The organism is Maribacter sp. 2-571, from assembly GCF_050589625.1.
GTDB lineage: Bacteria > Bacteroidota > Bacteroidia > Flavobacteriales > Flavobacteriaceae > Pelagihabitans.
On sequence record NZ_JBNGOP010000024.1, the window covers coordinates 68717 to 85387 of the forward strand.

The 16671-nt window shown below is 34.1% G+C and carries 14 protein-coding genes and 1 pseudogene; 11 read left to right on the plus strand and 4 right to left on the minus strand.

Features of this window, described 5'->3' with window-relative positions; genetic code table 11:
- The first annotated feature begins 31 nt into the window (after window positions 1-31).
- Window positions 32-136 (plus strand): hypothetical protein, encoded by a 105-nt coding sequence (locus ACRD7P_RS15980; RefSeq protein WP_430908654.1) that lies wholly within the window; start codon window positions 32-34, stop codon window positions 134-136.
- Window positions 137-244: 108 nt separating this feature from the next.
- Window positions 245-493, plus strand: a complete 249-nt coding sequence (locus ACRD7P_RS15985; protein ID WP_430908670.1) for an integrase core domain-containing protein — start codon at window positions 245-247, stop codon at window positions 491-493.
- A 265-nt stretch (window positions 494-758) separates the two neighbouring features.
- Here the strand turns inward: ACRD7P_RS15985 and ACRD7P_RS15990 are convergent, their stop codons facing one another.
- The 4 genes from ACRD7P_RS15990 to ACRD7P_RS16005 form a co-directional block, all read right to left on the minus strand.
- Window positions 759-2060, minus strand: a complete 1302-nt coding sequence (locus ACRD7P_RS15990; protein WP_430908655.1) for an HlyD family efflux transporter periplasmic adaptor subunit — start codon at window positions 2058-2060, stop codon at window positions 759-761.
- Between the two features lie 9 nt (window positions 2061-2069).
- Window positions 2070-4268 (minus strand): peptidase domain-containing ABC transporter, encoded by a 2199-nt coding sequence (locus tag ACRD7P_RS15995; protein WP_430908657.1) that lies wholly within the window; start codon window positions 4266-4268, stop codon window positions 2070-2072.
- 359 nt (window positions 4269-4627) lie between these two features.
- Window positions 4628-7777, minus strand: a complete 3150-nt coding sequence (locus ACRD7P_RS16000) for a lantibiotic dehydratase (protein WP_430908658.1) — start codon at window positions 7775-7777, stop codon at window positions 4628-4630.
- A 43-nt stretch (window positions 7778-7820) separates the two neighbouring features.
- Window positions 7821-9056 (minus strand): lanthionine synthetase C family protein, encoded by a 1236-nt coding sequence (locus tag ACRD7P_RS16005; RefSeq protein WP_430908660.1) that lies wholly within the window; start codon window positions 9054-9056, stop codon window positions 7821-7823.
- Window positions 9057-9660: 604 nt separating this feature from the next.
- Between ACRD7P_RS16005 and ACRD7P_RS16010 the strand changes: the two genes are divergently transcribed.
- The 9 genes and pseudogenes from ACRD7P_RS16010 to ACRD7P_RS16050 all read left to right on the plus strand — a co-directional run.
- Entirely contained in the window at window positions 9661-9810 is a 150-nt protein-coding gene (locus tag ACRD7P_RS16010) for a TIGR04149 family rSAM-modified RiPP (protein WP_430908661.1), read from the plus strand.
- Window positions 9811-10102: 292 nt separating this feature from the next.
- Window positions 10103-10252, plus strand: coding sequence for a class I lanthipeptide (locus tag ACRD7P_RS16015; RefSeq protein ID WP_430908662.1), 150 nt, complete (start codon window positions 10103-10105; stop codon window positions 10250-10252).
- Between the two features lie 73 nt (window positions 10253-10325).
- The gene (locus ACRD7P_RS16020; RefSeq protein WP_430908663.1) at window positions 10326-10469 is read left to right on the plus strand and encodes a class I lanthipeptide; all 144 of its coding nucleotides are present in this window, start codon (window positions 10326-10328) and stop codon (window positions 10467-10469) included.
- A 328-nt stretch (window positions 10470-10797) separates the two neighbouring features.
- Window positions 10798-11922 (plus strand): quinone oxidoreductase family protein, encoded by a 1125-nt coding sequence (locus ACRD7P_RS16025; RefSeq protein ID WP_430908664.1) that lies wholly within the window; start codon window positions 10798-10800, stop codon window positions 11920-11922.
- Window positions 11915-12781: a CPBP family glutamic-type intramembrane protease gene (locus ACRD7P_RS16030; protein ID WP_430908665.1), complete on the plus strand. Its 867-nt coding sequence runs from the start codon at window positions 11915-11917 to the stop codon at window positions 12779-12781. The genes ACRD7P_RS16025 and ACRD7P_RS16030 overlap by 8 nt, the downstream gene beginning before the upstream one ends.
- Window positions 12782-12787: 6 nt before the next feature.
- Window positions 12788-13486: a methyltransferase family protein gene (locus ACRD7P_RS16035; protein WP_430908666.1), complete on the plus strand. Its 699-nt coding sequence runs from the start codon at window positions 12788-12790 to the stop codon at window positions 13484-13486.
- A 369-nt stretch (window positions 13487-13855) separates the two neighbouring features.
- Window positions 13856-14935 carry a glycosyltransferase gene (locus ACRD7P_RS16040; protein WP_430908667.1) on the plus strand — a complete coding sequence of 360 codons (1080 nt, stop codon included), beginning with the start codon at window positions 13856-13858 and terminating at the stop codon, window positions 14933-14935.
- Window positions 14936-15380: 445 nt separating this feature from the next.
- Window positions 15381-16244 (plus strand): hypothetical protein, encoded by an 864-nt coding sequence (locus ACRD7P_RS16045; protein ID WP_430908668.1) that lies wholly within the window; start codon window positions 15381-15383, stop codon window positions 16242-16244.
- Window positions 16245-16391: 147 nt separating this feature from the next.
- Window positions 16392-16671, plus strand: a pseudogene (locus tag ACRD7P_RS16050) (transposase); the annotation flags it as partial.

Here is a 16671-nt window from a genome sequence, read left to right on the forward strand (position 1 = left end):
ACAACCGGGCAGGTCATTACAGAACGTTTGTATGGAAAGGTTCAACAACACCTTCAAGGAAAACGTGTTGAACGCATATGTCTTTAATAATACCGAAGAAGTTAGCTGTATAAAAGAGATTTTTAGGGAAGACTAGAACGAACATCGTCCCCATAAGTTTGAAGGCTTCCCTGTTTTTGAAGGCTTCCCTGCGTGGGTGAAAATCTGCTCTTTCTCATAATGACTGTTTAAAATTAAGGTTATTATTCTACTTTTAAACAGTTCGGTTTCAAGGGTAGCTTACAAAAGATTCAATAAGACCTTCAGAGAAGATGTGTTGGATGCCTATCTTTTCAGGAACATCGAGGAGGTGTATCAACAAGCAGAAGGTTTTAGGGAAGATTACAACCAGTATCACCCTCACAAATCGTTGGGCAGAAAAAGCCCGAACCAAATATTCAAAGAATTTTCATTGGGGCTAGCCCCAATGAAAAAACAGGATTGTTTAACTTAGGGCTGTACGAAAACGGGTAAGTCTTCAAGTTTCTTGGCAGAAAAAGCCCGAACAGAATTTTAGAGAATTTTCATCGGGGCTAGGCCTAATGGAAAAAGAAGATTGTTTAACTCAGCACTCTACGAAAACGGGGCATTCTTCAACTTCAAATTCTAAACAAGTGAAGCCTTTGGTATACCTTAACACACCACTATCATTAAAAGTACCATGAAAAAGAAATTGAAGCCTTTTTTTGGAAGTACTATTACCAACTTAAAACAGCTCATTAATCGGTCGTAAAAATCTTTCTAAACTTATAAAGTAGTCGTTCAATAAGTCTAAGGTCTTCGGTAATTATCTTAGCAGTACCGGTCATTTCCGGAGTGTACTTTATTACTTTCTTATATCGGGTAACCATTTTTTTTGCTAAGGCAATTTCAACCCGGTATAAATCCTGATTTGGTACAGCCGAAATACTCTGTACTTTTCCTTCCAATTCACCGTACTCCTGAAAAGGATAATTATCTAACCTTACCAATACTTTTTGGCCCACTTTAACTTTTCCAAAACCAAAAGCAGATAATTGTAGTACCGCCAGAAATTCCTGATTGTCGGGAACTACAGCAAATACAGGTTCACCTCCTTTTACAAATTCATTTTCCGTCCAGTCATCCAAATAATTAATTATTCCATCTGTTGGTGAAACTAAGACATAATTTTGTTCCCAAGAATTTATAAAATTTTTAATTTGAATGGCATTTTGATTTATTTGATTTTTTAGATTTCTCTCTTTTTCCTTTTTTTCAAACTTTAGTTGTGCTAATTGCTTTTCATACTCGGTTAGGGTAATCTTACTTTGGACCAAGTCTTTTTTTGTTATTTGTGAATTTTGATCTTTTTGAGAAAAAATTGTTTTTTCTTGAAACCACTCCATCTTAGAAATCACCCCCTTGTCATATAACTTGTTGTTAGCCTCCAATCGTTCGCGGGCATACTCCCGCTCCGCTTCGGAAGACTTTATTTGTTCTGAATTTAGTTGCAACAAGTACTTGTAATTCGCAATCTGACTTTCTAAATTCTTTATACCCTCTAAAAAATAGTCGTCTTCCAAGTGTTCTTGATAGTCTTGGAGTGATTTTATTAGCTGATTATATACGGTTTGTGCTTCACCAAATACGAAACCGTTATGCGGTAAAAGATTTAAAGATGCTGGAGAACCATTTAACAAATTAAAAACCTGTTTAAGCAAGGAATCCAAGAAATTAATCTCCTTGATATGAACTTGACTTTCGATTTTAACTATATAATCTCCTTCATCTATTTTAGATTCATTCTTTATAAAGAGTTTTTCGATTTTACCCGAGATTTTTGTTACAACTTTTATCGTTGGTTGCTTGGTAGTAACTATGGCCTGACCACTTACGGTTTCAGGATACTTAATCAACCAAGTTAAGAAAATAGCTATCGCTATTATACCCAAAATTAATCCTGAACCCCATTTAATGATCTTGTTTGGGACATGGCTTAGTATGTCCTGAAAATCGGGAGAACGGAGATCAATGGCTTCAAGTTTATCTTTTTCCGACATAACTCTAACTTAATCATTTAATTTTCCCAGATCTAACTGATTTTTAACCAACGAAAAATATCTTCCCTTTAAATTAACCAAGGCTTGATGGTTTCCCTCTTCAATAACTTTACCCTTTTCCAGAACTATGATTTTATCTGCATTTTTTACGGTACTTAATCTATGTGCAATAACGACCACAGTTTTGTTCTTATAAAATTTCTCAAGATTGTTCATAATAATTTTTTCATTATTAGCATCCAATGCCGAAGTTGCTTCATCTAAAAAAAACAACTTTGGATCTTTATAAATTGCCCTTGCAATCAAAATTCGTTGTTTTTGGCCGGCACTTAACCCCACACCTTCCAGACCTATTTTCGTATTGTAAGAAGTAGGCAGTCCTTCAATATATTCTTTTATGTTTGCTAAGGTTACCGCCCTCCTGAGTTTTTCCTTGTCGATAACATCCTGTCCTACCGCTATATTTCTGGCAATGGTATCGTTAAAAATATATCCTTCTTGCATGACTACGCCAGATAGATCCCTCCATTTTTTTTGTGAGATATTTTTAAGGTTTTGTTCTCCGATCCGCACTTCGCCAATATCCGCTTCATAAAATTTTAAAAGCAATTTCATCAAGGTGGTTTTACCACTGCCGCTTGCCCCAACTATAGCGGTCACCTTATTTCCGGGAATTAAAATGTTCAAATCATCTAGAACATGCGTTCTTGTACCGGTATATCGAAAACTGACGTTACTCAAAATTAAATCATTGTTAACATCTACAATTGGCACGAAGGTATCTTGAACATCATCTTCCTCTTTTTTGACGTGTATTTCCTGAAGCCTTTCCAAACTGATTTTTGCATCTTGAATTGATTGGGCAAAACCTGCAATTTGAGTGATAGGAGCATTTAATTCTCCTATAATGTATGAAACGGATAGCATCATACCTAGGGTCATTTCCCCATTAATTACCAGCGTTGCCGATAAAAACGAAATAAAAATATTCTTTAATTCGTTTATAAACATTGAGCCTGCTGTTTGACTTTGTTCCAACGTCAAACTTTGTATGGAAACCTTAAAAAGTCTGGCCTGTAAATGTTCCCAACCCCAACGTTTTTGCTTTTCGGCGTTATTTAGTTTTATCTCCTGCATTCCATTAATCAGTTCAATTATTTTACTCTGTTCCTGACTTACATAAGCAAAACGTTTATAGTCTAGTTTCCTTCTTTTTTTTAAAAATAATATCACCCACAAAAAATATAAAAGACTTCCAAAGAGGAACACTAAGAAAATACTAAAGCTATAGTAGAAAAGGACAAAACTGAAAAGTACGATAGTCACAAATGAAAAAAGCACGCTTAAAGAGGTGGACGTAAGAAGATGTTCAATTCTTCTATGATCTTGTATACGTTGCATGATATCCCCCGTCATTTTTACATCAAAAAAAGCGATAGGCAAACTCATTAATTTTATAAAAAAATCAGAAATCAGCGAAATGTTTATTCTTGTACTTAGGTGCAGAAGAATCCATCCTCTAATCAGCTCTATCGACGTTTTTCCCAAAAAAAGCATCAACTGGGCCAATAAGATTAAATAGATAAAATTGATGTCCTGGTTTTGAATACCTATATCAACTATACTTTGGGTTAAAAAAGGAAAAACTAGCTGAAGAAGGCTACCAGCGATTAACCCCAAAAGAAGCTGGGTTAAAAACTTCTTGTACCGGAATATATATTTGTATAGAAATTTAAGTCCTTTTTTTGTTTCATCAACTTCAAGAGAAGTTTGATTAAATTTTGGTGTAGGATCCAAAATCAAAATTATTCCTTCTGGCGTTACCTCATCAGTATTATTGCCTACCCAGCCCTTTATAAAATCATCTTTAGTGTAAGTTATTAAACCATAGGCAGGGTCCGAAACATAAACAATATCATCTTTTATTTTATAAACAACGATAAAATGGGACTTATTCCAATGTGCAATACAGGGAAAAGGGGATTCTTCTTCCAAAGATAGAAAGTCAAGCCTTGCTCCTAAAGACCTGAATCCTATAGCTTCTGCTGCATCGCTCAGCCCTAGCAAAGTACTTCCTTCTCTGGTAGTTTCACTGAGGTTCACAATTCTTTCCCTAGAGAAGTTCTTCCCATAGAACTTAGCAATGATCCTTATACAGGAAGGACCACAATCCATAATGTCAAGCTGTTTAATGTGTGGAAAACTCAAATTTGAAATAATTTAAGGGGATAGTATTTAAGTGATTATGAGCGTGAATGGTTTCCATTTTTTTCCATATGCTACTAGAACATCCAAACTTCAAGATAGTTCCTTTGTACCGTGCTCATTTGTTCTTGGATTACATTTTCTAAAATACCTTTTTTATGTACTTGTTTTAAATGGCTGTGAAATTATTAAGATTCCAAGGCATATGCGTTACGTCTCCTAAGGTTACATGAGTTATTAACGATTCACTGAAACGTCAGATATTTTTTACCTATAAAAAAATAAATTTTAGTGAAACTTATCTTCAATCGGGAAGTTACGCAATAATCTACTTACTTAAACAGATTGAAAAGCGTAATCCGTTATTTAGAAAGATATTTTCTTTTCGCAATATCACTCTTATAGAAACGAAACATATAATCATAAATTACCAGTTCGTGTAATCTTTGATTTGATCTGAATAACCGATTTAACAGCATATGAACATAACTAGGAAGCAAGCTATCTAAAGAAATCTTTAGCTGACCCTCTTGTTCTTTATATAATAATGCATCTACTATTTCTTTCGATTTTTCTTTTTTAACCTTTAAAACTTCTAAAATAGTCTCACTTACTATTCCTTCTCTTTTCATTACTTTATCGATAAAGGGTTTTACGGTTCTGTACTTTTTATCAATTTGCTTCTTTACACCTCTGTCTACGGCGAATTCCCTGTAAAATGCATTTTTTAAATGTTCTGTCAAACGTAATTTCTTTTCACTATCATAATTAAAACTTTGAAGGAGTTCGTCTATCATTAAAATACCACAAAGCCATCTTAAATCCTCTCCCTGATCATCTTCGAGTAGGCACAAAACATCTAAAATTGCCATACTATCCACACCAAACCAAGCTTCGGTCAAAACCATAACATTTTCTCCGTAACGCTCGATTTCTCTCTTATAGGTATCCGTAGTTACGTTTGTAACAACACCTTTTTCGATGAAAGGAGTTACCATATTCTTAAATAAGTCGACTACCTCAGAAATCTTCGTAAGGTCTACAAAATGGAATCTTAATCTTAGGTGAAAACCTTCCTCGTCAACATACCTGATAAAGAACCAATTATCAATTAGGGACTTATCTTTTAAGTCGTCCAGAAGACGTTTTACAATATTTGTCAGTACAAAATCTGAAGTTTTGGTTCCACAATAAATTTTATAATATAACCATTCCGAACCAAGAACAAATGAACTGGGGATGACCGGTTTTTTCTGGGGAATTGCCTTAAAAGGAAATGTTTTTTTGGTTTTTTTAGTTTTTAAATAAGCTACTAATTGATTGGTATATGCGTTTCCTTCCTCATCCAAAACAACTGCCGATTCCATGTCAAACAAAAACTCTGTAATCGTTATAGATTGTCTTTTGATAATTATAGATAGAAACATATTTAACGACAGGCGACTTTTCCAATTGATCAACAATTCATTGTCCGCATCCTTTAAAAAAAATAAATTCGGTAATTTCCATTGCCGCTTCCATTTAGAAAGTTCCTCCAAGGATGCGTTTTTATTTATTAATACGATGAAATCCTCTTTTTGCAAATGCCAGGTTTTTGGTTTTAGAATCACATTTTTCCATACTGCCCTTGGCACTATTTTAAATTTGTTCGCCATACGGCCCCAACTAAAATGGATACCACTATTTGTCTTATGGGTTTGCATATCTGCCAAGAAATGATAAATGGGCAATGATAGAAATGAATAGTTATGAGCATTGCTCAGTCTTGGTAGTATAAATTTGTTATGTTTCAATGATCGCAGTAGAATCCGATTCTCGCCTGGTATAACACTGATCATAATATCATCGACTCTTAAGGTTTCTTGTTTGTCGACAGAAGTTTTCGCCAAATACGGGATTTCGTACTTTCGAAATGCAGGGTGCAAAAGAATATTTCCGGTTCTAGCTTCCGGTAAATGGACGATTTCCGCTATCAATAAATCTTTATTTAGTTCCTCCTCAAATGAGCAAATTCTTTTGATAAGATCATTTATCTCAAAATTTCCATGAGCGAACCTCGACAAAATATTTACGGCGCTACTTCCTCCCGATGGTAATAAGTGGATAAGGTGCCCGCCATTGTCAAGTTTACCCAAAATACTGAACATACATGCAATAGAATCAGGTAGGGGATTCTTTTCCGAAGATTCTTCAATATCTTTTGGTTCCCATTTCTCAAACAGATCTACCCAATCATCATCATTGATATTAGCCTCTGTAATTAAATTGAAAAGCTTTGATTGAAAGCTATCCCATAGTATATTTTTAGGATTATCTTTCGTGTTACCGTTCGTAACCAAACCTTGGATCAATGGACTTATGTCAGTATTACCGGTATTTACGGGATAACTTATTCCGGACTCTACATCAAGGGCTTTGCCAAGTGAAATCTCGGCATCTCCATACCTCCTGTAAAACTGTATGGCGAATTCTTCCAATTTGTTATTATCCCCTTTTCTTTTTGGGGTAATCCGATTTATAAATTCAAGACAATTTTTTAAATCTTTGGTAATGGTTTTCGAAATTGTGGCATCTTTAAACAATTTTCTGTTTAAATCGGTCTGAAACAATTTACTGAGATCATATTTTGTGTTGAACTTTTTAAGGGATTCAGATATTTCAAAATATTCTTGAGTATTATTAACAACCCTTTCATCAAGACGTAGAATTTTTTGTTCTAAAGCTTTCAAATCAGAAATTATAGCATTTATTAAATGGCTTTTATGGCCAATTCCTTCTAAAACGGAAATAATCTGAAAAATAAATTCTTTACCCGTGATAGCTGGCTCCAACTCGCTAACCAGTAGTTGCGAATTGATTATTTCCGAAATGAAATGAATTGCATCTTCCTTACTAATGTCGTCATCGACCAAACTATCGGACAGCAAATCAATAGTAGCTCCTGACTTACTTTTCGAAAGGACCATCTCTATATACTCATCAGAAAGTATAGAAGATAACTTATGGGTTCTGATTCCTGTATGTCTGTAAAGATATTCTACATATCTAATCTCATCGTTGAACGCATATAAACTGGTATTGGGGAAGAATTTTAATTGGCCCCTGATTTCCGGGATTTTTTCTAAGTTTTGCGCTAAGGCACAAAGGAAGTTCATATCAAGTCTAGTATGTCTAGAAATTGAATCTGGCATGGAGAGCGTAATCTCATTTTGATCTCCCCACTTCACTAACGAACACCCTGCAAAAAGACCGAATGGTGTACATCTACTATGCATCCTGGTGTAATATTTGCTTAGGGAGACAATTAATTTTGCCTTGTCTGTTTCTTCAGTTATATCATTATTCAACCATTTGCAAAGTACATAATGTAAATCTGGAGAAGCTAAAAACAGTGCCTCCTTATTTTGAGGCTCTGAGAAAAACTTTTTTAATTCATTTTCTGTGGTATCAAGAACAATGGGATGAAGTGGGGTTCGCAACACAAGTTCATCACCAAATTCGTATTCTTTCATCTAGTTTTGCTTTATTATTAAAAGAGTAATTCTAATCTGGTAATTATGAAATCAACAATGCCTCGTCCCAAACCATGTTGCGTTTATTCAATCTTGATAACAGTGCAAGGCCGATACCGGAAATACCGTCTAAAAAACCACGACTACTGGCCCATTTCATCTCTCCTTCGACAAACCCGTTATTAGCAACAAACTTTTTTAAGTTCAATTGTTCTTTTGTTGCGCTATAGCAGGATTCGTAACCGGCCAAGCCCGTAGGGCGATTCCCCTTTTCCAATGTTTTGTTATACCAAAAATCGGCTGCCTTGGCATAGTTCTTTCTCCCTGTATTATAATACATTCGTTGAAAAATTACGGCAACGCCTCCCGTTCCATGGCATAGGCCGGCATCATTGACCATATTAAGTCTTAAATCCTCTCTTAAAACATTGTCATCCATAATTTCAATTACTCGATCTAGAATACGGCGATTTTCTAAAAAAACCCCACTTTTCCATAGCGCACTACAGACACCCATATCTCCATAGCACCAACCCATTCTGCTCCGTAATGGTTCACTATCTATATAGAAAGGAAAATGACAGTTGTAAGCATTTTGTTCTAACTGATTGTCCAAAATATAATCGGCACTTTTGGTAATCAATGGTATCGTTATTTCACTATGTATCCTTTGCCGTGCGCAGTTGACTAGAAAAGATAAAATACTGGGGACACCATGGGCCAATCCCATATTAACTTTAGTGTTGTCAAACTCCTTTTTTTCATAATCGTAACTTGCCCACTTTGCGTGCTTCCCAACTATAATAGCACTTTCATTAATGCTACATATGATTTTCTTTAGTATTCGGTTCCTCACTAAACCGTTATCCCTTTTTAAGTAAAAAAAACCGATACCGATAGCTCCATGCAAAAAATCCAAATCATTATTCTTAATAAGGTAATCCACCGATTTTTCAAAATTCTCATCTAAATCTTCAAACATGTACTCAATATCAATATCTATAAATTTTTTTTCTTTTAAGTGTATCATTAACCAACCAAATCCCGATAGACCGTCGGAATATAAATAGGTGCCCCGCTGTTTTTGAATTTTCTCCAAAACTTTATCTAGTAATTTATCTGCAAAGTTTTTGGTTTCTTCATCTTTAAACTCCTCAGCATAGTAAAAGAGAAAAAGTATTTCGCCTAATGTGCCTGCCAGAAGAGAAGTATTCACTGATGAAGGATTCAAGAGGGAACCCTTGATTTCGTGAATTTTAGATTTCAATATTCTATCCATTTTCAGTGCACGATTTTTTTGAAATATTAATTATTTTAATCCCCTAATTGAGCGAAATTTTAATTTAACAAAAACCTCGACGGATGCTTTACTTTCTATTGAACAGTAATTCCGGAAAATTAAAGTCGTCCAAAAACATATTGCCTTATTTAATAACGCCAGTGTGAGGTCCATTTAATCGGTGAAACCCTTTAGAATCGTTTTAAAAAACTTCCTGCTACAAAAACGTTTATCAGGGCATTGTCAGCTTTAAAAGCAACCTCAGTTCTAAACATAAAAAGCATCCCTAGCGCAGCGTTTTTCAAATCTACGGCCCAAAGTTCAATCCAAGCCAATTGTATTCTTTCTGTTTAAAAATGATATCTCATAGTTTTATGTAGTGTTAAAGCTACTAAATATAAAGCATTATACTGGATTATTAAATTGATTTACATTCTTTACCCTACTACTAATTCTGAATAAAATGCATCTTTTTATGAAATCTATTAATATTTTGCTTACTTTTAAGTAATTATTATAGTATTTATCTTATAGATAGTAGTTGTGAAATTTTGCAATTACCCTCCAAAAAAGATTTTTTTATGAATTTTCAAAAAGACTTATTATGAAAAAACAGGTGAAATTAAAATTAAAGAAGAGTATAGTTTCAAATTTAAACGAGAAGGAAATGGAACAACTGAAAGGGGGCTATGGTTTGTCAATAACTATCTGTGGTCCATCTATAATTACGGTAACGTTACCGATTTGTTGCTAAAAAGACGCTGCTACTATTTAAGGTGCTCTCTATGAATGTGAAAAAACATCCCGTTAAATTGTTTTTGATGTCGTCACCCTTAATCTAAGGATAGTGTTTATATATATGATTAACACAAGCGTAAGCCCAAAGAACAAACATTTCTAGTGTTAATGCTAACTGAAAATGATTGTTTGATTTCCCTCTTCTTTGAAAAGGCTTGATTTATAGATTAGGAGTGTTATTCCTTTTTGGGATTATATAGATTTCTTGATAATATTTAATTTAAGTCTAATTATATAAATTTTTACAAATGAAAGATGACAAAAAGTTGAGGTTAAAAAAAACTACTATCTCTAACATTAATGAAAAAGAGATGGAAGACATTAAGGGGGGGTACGCACAATCGTTAACCCTTACCGTTACATATTCATGGACGTGGACATGGTCTTATGATTGTTAGAATAATTTATAGATAAAAAGAAAACATTTTTTATCGTTGATAGTTCAAAGTATAACAAAATAAATAGTACAAAATGGAAAATAAAAAAAAGTTAAAACTAAAGAAGACAACAATTTCGAATATTAACGAACAAGAAATGGAGCAGATAAAAGGGGGGTATGCGCAGCTGCTCACCATTACTGTTACTTTCACCATTACGATAACGATTCCATGTTGAATTGATTATGAGTTTTGACGGGGTAGCGCGTAAAGCAGCTACCCTTTTTTTTTAGCGATTTGTACCCTTTTGTTGAAAACACTTGGTGCATTTAATGGGTTCAGGTGCTGAGAAATTATAATAATATCACAGACGCGCACTCAAAACTTAGTTGCTTAAAATCTTATTTTACGCATTCTGTGACGATGAACTAGAAACTTCTCATCATCGACTACTAAAAATCTTTACTATAACATACTAATTGAAGTTTTTCTATAATTTTACTCATCTTTTTTTGTAAGAAAACCGTAATTTCAATTTTAAATCAAAATATAATTCAAATTTTTATATGATAAGTTTAGGTATATTTCCGGAAGAGCTAAATTCGGACGATTCTATTAAAAGTTATGGGAGTTTTTCACTTGAAAATGAGCAAATTAATGTCGGTTTAATTGAGGAAGAAGATTTGGAACTTAGTAATTCTTCCGATCCAGATAATAGGGTTCTTGTTAAGAAAAAAGCAATTTCCTGTAATTACAGGGACAAGTCGTTAACATTTAAATATAACAAGCAAGTTTCTGATAAAATGGAAATGGGCGTTCCCTCTTTTTCTTATATCGGGTCCGAGTTTGTTGGAGAAGTGGTAGATGTAGGAAAAAATGTGAGTGGTTTCAAAATAGGAGACCGCGTTATTTCCAACATTGCTTACCCGTCTTACGACCCGACATATGCCGGTGGCTTAGCTACTAATCATGGCTCTAGAAGAATAGATGATTTCTATCCCAACAAATTGATAAAAATATCGAATAAGATTCCCGATGAAGTAGCGGCATGTCTGTCCATAGCCGGGTTTACCGCGCACAGTATGGTCAGAAAAGTAGTTCGTCCTAATATTAAGGTATTGGTAACAGCAGGAAGATCCTCTACTTCCTTAGCGGCCATAAGTGCATTAAAAAATCACCCGGTAGAAGTTTATGTTATGAGTTCGACTGACCAAAACAATAACGAACTAAAGGAGTTGGGGGCCACCGATGTAATTATGGTAAACCATGATACCGACAGTTACTTACCCGATATTCAGAAAGTCATAAAGGATTTTACCGGTTTTGATGCAGTTATCGATCCATTATTTGATATTCACCTTCCGAAAATTACGGAACTCATGACATATGACTCTAAATACGTCACATGTGGTTTTTATAATCAATTTCCGTTGTTTTCAAAAACGTCATTCGAGCCTAGGGGTAAATCGTTTAGTGAGATAATTACCGAAGTAATGACGAAAAACATTAGTTTGATTGGCAATTGCATAGGTTCTTACGAAGATGGAATTAAGGCGATAAAAGACTGCGAATCAGGTAAATTTCAGGTAGTAGTGGATAAAGTTTTTTCCAAAGGAGAAGAATCGGAATTTTTTGATGCCACCTATAATTTTAAAGAAAAATTCGGGAAAGTAGTATATAGATATGACTAAAAAGGTTGTTTACTTTTTATTGATTGCATATTCTTTTTCTGTTTTAATTGGTTTTGTGGCAAGGTATTTAAAAACGGAAAGCAATAATCCGAATGCGGTATTAATTTGTTATGCAGTTTTAATGTTTACTCCCCTACTGTCCGTATTGATTGTTGATAGGTTTGATTTTAGGAAGATTTTTACGGAGTATCAATTCAATCTTAATTCTATTAACTTTAAATCCCTTCTAAAATACATTGTTTTAACTGCTTTTATTCTCCCATTCTTAATAGTCTTATTAGTATATTTTTTTGGAAACCATTTAGAAATTGAAAATTTTGGCAGCGTAATTCTTTCTTCTTCCGAACTTCCCGTCGAGTTAAAAAAAACGCTTCCAAGCTTTCTTGATGTAAAATATCCTATTTTGGTATGGTTCCCCATGATGGTAATATCCAGCATTCTTGCCGGAGTAACCATTAATATGGTTTTTGCTTTTGGAGAAGAGGTAGCGTGGAGGGGGTTTTTAAATAAGCATTTGAAATTAAAGTACTTTACCAAGAATATTGTTATCGGAACTATTTGGGGGGCTTGGCATATTCCGATTATTTTGAACGGTCATAATTTTGGGGAACACTATCTTTCCGGAAGTTTAATTATGATTGTTCTTTGTATTTCGATTTCCTTCTTCTTAGCCGACAGCTTAAAACAGAGCAATACTTTAATTACTCCAGCAGTTTTGCATGGAATTATAAATGCCTCGGCAATGACGCTTTCCGGATTGATAATTAAGATTGAAAATCCAGTTTATGGTCCGTTTGGTGTCGCATTTGTCTTAGCGATCCTGACTATCCTTCTGTTACAAAAATTCATCCTTAAATAAAAACAATTGAACAGACAAATAACCGAATCTCCATTAATAGCAGCAATTAAGGTATCCGTTTTGCAGATAGCTGCTTTGGCATTGATTTTTTTAGTTTTTTCCGGTAGGTTTACGGATATATATGTGTATATATTTTTTGGTTGTTACTTTATCCTGACCGTTGCAAGCTATTATGTTTTAACAGATAAAGTTCCACAGACATTATATTTTAGGCTGAAAAAAAATAAGCTAAATGTGGAATCGTGGGATAAGAAAGTAGTTTTTCTTTACGGTAGTTTTCTGGTACTCATATTTGTAATATCAGCTTTGGAAATGCGATTTTTTCCAAAACCGGATCAACTTAGATTCAGCTTTTTAATTTCATTGGTACTTTTGGTTTTTTACAAATTAATAATTACGCAGGTAATTTTAACCAATCCGTTTTACGAAACACACGTTCGGTTCCAATCCGATAGAAATCAAATGGTTATTGATAGCGGTCCTTATAAATATGTTAGGCATCCCGGGTATTCTGCCTCTATTTTACTGATTATATCAATTGTTTTGGCAGCTGAGTCCTATTATGGACTAATACCAGCTGTATTATTTGTAGCAAATCTAATTTATAGGATAACTAGGGAAGAGAAGTTACTTTTAGAAAAACTGCTTAATTATGATAGTTATATGGAAAGTACTAAATACCGAATACTTCCTGGTATCTGGTAAATACAAATTTATGTTTGATCGCTCTTCTTTCAAAAGAATTGCTTTCTGCCAATTGAGGACTTACATTTTGGAAATGAATACCCATTTCAGATTTACACCATTGTGTTGTATCAAAAAAGTAAAAAACAGACTTGATAACCTGTCAATAAAGTTTGAACCGCGCTTTAATAATTAGGATTATTCTTTTAATTGTATGAAAAAATCTTAATTTTTTAAAAAACTTTGAAGTAATATGTGGAGTCTTAACTGAAGAATACTTTAACATATAGTAGAAATAAGCAGTGATTTACGGTTTAAATTTTAGAGTTACCGCTTTTGTTCTTAGGTCCTGATTTAAAACTGACACGATTCAAAATATAACTTCAGTCCATGAAAAATTTAAAAAAAAATAAAATCTCGTTATGTACGGTAAGCATGAACCGTCTGCATCACCTTATGCAAACGTTGCCGAAAAATATTGAAGATAATATTGATTACGACAATTTAGAATTTGTCGTCTTAAATTATAATTCGAAAGATGCTATCGATGAGTGGGTAACTAAAAAAATGGGGAAGTATCTCGATTCAGGTATTTTACAATATTATAAAACTACGGAGCCGGAGAGCTTTCAGCATAGTCATGCAAAAAATGCGGTGGCTAAATGTGCAAAAGGAAATATCATTTGCAATGTGGATGCAGATAATTTTATTGGAAAAGGTTTTGTGGATTATGTGAATAAAGTGTTTACCGAAAACAAAAATGTTTTCATAGCGACACCCAAAAACGCTAAAGCTGTTGGTTGTTATGGTAGAATTTGCGCCAAGGCTTCTGACTTCTATAAGATTACAGGTTATGATGAAACAATGAAAGGTTACGGTTTTGAGGACTTTGACCTGACCAACAGACTTGAAATGCTTCCATTAACTAGGATAAAAATAACAAATTCAAACTATTTGAACGCAATTTCACATGATGACGGGGAACGACTTAAAGATGAAAAAAACTCTGTGGATATTCAACGTGTGTTTGCCCGTAAAATAGACTATAAATCTGTCCAATTGTTATTTCTATTCAAAAATTCTGAATATTGCCATGGAGAATTACTATATAATCGATTGCAAAATTCGCAATCTTTAAGTAACATTTTTCCAGAAAATAGAGAATATGAATACGAACACTCCATCAAACAAGATAAGTGGGAAAAAGGACTTTTTAAGTTTACCAACGGTAGATTAATGCTGCTAAAACCTAAGTTTCTTTCAGGTTTAACAAAGGATGGTTTCAATGAAACAGAGAATTATGTGGCAGTAGAAGATTTTTTCCCGGTCGAAGATGAAGCCCGCATTTTATCTATGAAAATGTTTTATTCTCAAATCTCGAATAGAATTAAAATGTTAAGAAATAGAAGTGAGAAGTCAACCACCCTAAATCAAGTTTCTTTCGGAAAAGTTAATCTTGTGAAACTTTAGTTTAAAGAAAGACCAGGATTGTGTTGATTAATTTTTCACTTATTAATGGCCTTGAACCATAAGTTTTTTCAAGTCCCAATACAATCAGATATGGTCTTAAGATAAAGATGAAACTTTAAGCAGCGATTGTTATTGCTTAGTTTGCCGGCTATAGTTTTAGCTCTAGTAACGCGCTGTGAGGTGAGTGTTTAACATATAACCTGTAAAATCACAAATTCATGGCTCCATATAGTCACAACCAAATAGGCCGTTGTTTGCATCTATTTGTAACCGATGTATCAGGAAACATAATTTAAGGCTCAATTTGAATAGATTAAGGTGTCAAAGCCCTTTTAAAGGTGGGAGCGTTGTTTTGATTACAACCCTCTGTTATGATTTTGAATTACGGTCTAATTGTAACTAGACCATAGAACTTAAGAACTAAAATTGCTATATATAAAAGATAATGAGCACCTACCATCTAACTTTTTCGATTTACTATAATAAAAAAGAATGGCATAAGTTGATCAATGAGATACACACCCTAGTTAAAGATGACAAAAGAATTTTTAACTATTTTCTGAATCTTAGCACTTTTAGAGGGGGCCATGTCGAGTTCACCATTGAGGTTGGAAAAAAACATTCAAAAACATGTGTCAAACATTTTAGCGGTTGTATCGAGAAATTTCTTGAAACAACACCTTCATCAAACAAAAGTTTAGATACAATTAACGATGTATTCTTTTTAGATTTCCCAAATAACACGATTCATTATGGTGTTCATGACTATGTACCAATATTCAGGGCAAACAATCAACCTTTTGAATCCATTGCGGATATAAACCATCAAATTACAGGCCTGATCATTACTATTTTTCAAGACTTCGGTGAAGAAACTGTAGGGATGACCATTGAGATAGCCATTCAAATCATGGCGCTTTTTTGTTTGATTTCTGAAAAGGAATTAGGTTCGGCAATCACCTTTTTTAATACGCTGTTGCAAAAAGAGTTTAAAAAGCATAAAACGGAATATGTAGAAGATGCACAGAAATTGGGATTGATAAATTTCAACGATAACAGAAATGAGATTTTAGGTTATCTTGAGGACACTATGCTTAAAAAGGTTGGATCTCAAAAAGAAGCTTGGGAAATTGAATGGGAGTCTTTGGTGTCAAAATCTCGCTTCCAGAATAAAACTTCAGAAAATCAAGATTTGATTTATGAGCTTTTAATTGATGCCATTTTTAATAAATTAGATATTAGAAATAAAGGGGAGACTTATCTGATTTTTTTGGCCGCACTTAACACTCTTGAAAATTCAAAACGATAAAACTTGCCTCGGTATACAACAAATTGGATTTTCCATAAGCTTCTACTTTTTTCAAAATAAACAGGACTATCTCATAAAGTGTGTAAGTAGCAAAATAGCGGGGGCATGCCCCCGCTATTTTTTTTAACTTTAAATATTTACACCTTATTGAAAAAAGAGGAATTATTCAACGATGAATTTTTAAAACAGTTTCAAGACCGGTGATGAACTCAACGGTTTCTTAAAGGAACTGCAAAAACGTGGCATCGAGAAGATGCTCGAAGGTGAGCTGGATGGTCACTTGGACTATGAAAAACACCAAAAATCCAAAGGCGGGAACACGCGTAACGGCCACTCAAAGAAAAGGGTCAGGACGTCCTTCGGGGAATCCGAAATCGCTGTGCCTCGGGACAGGGACGCTTCCTTCAATCCGATGATCGTCCCCAAG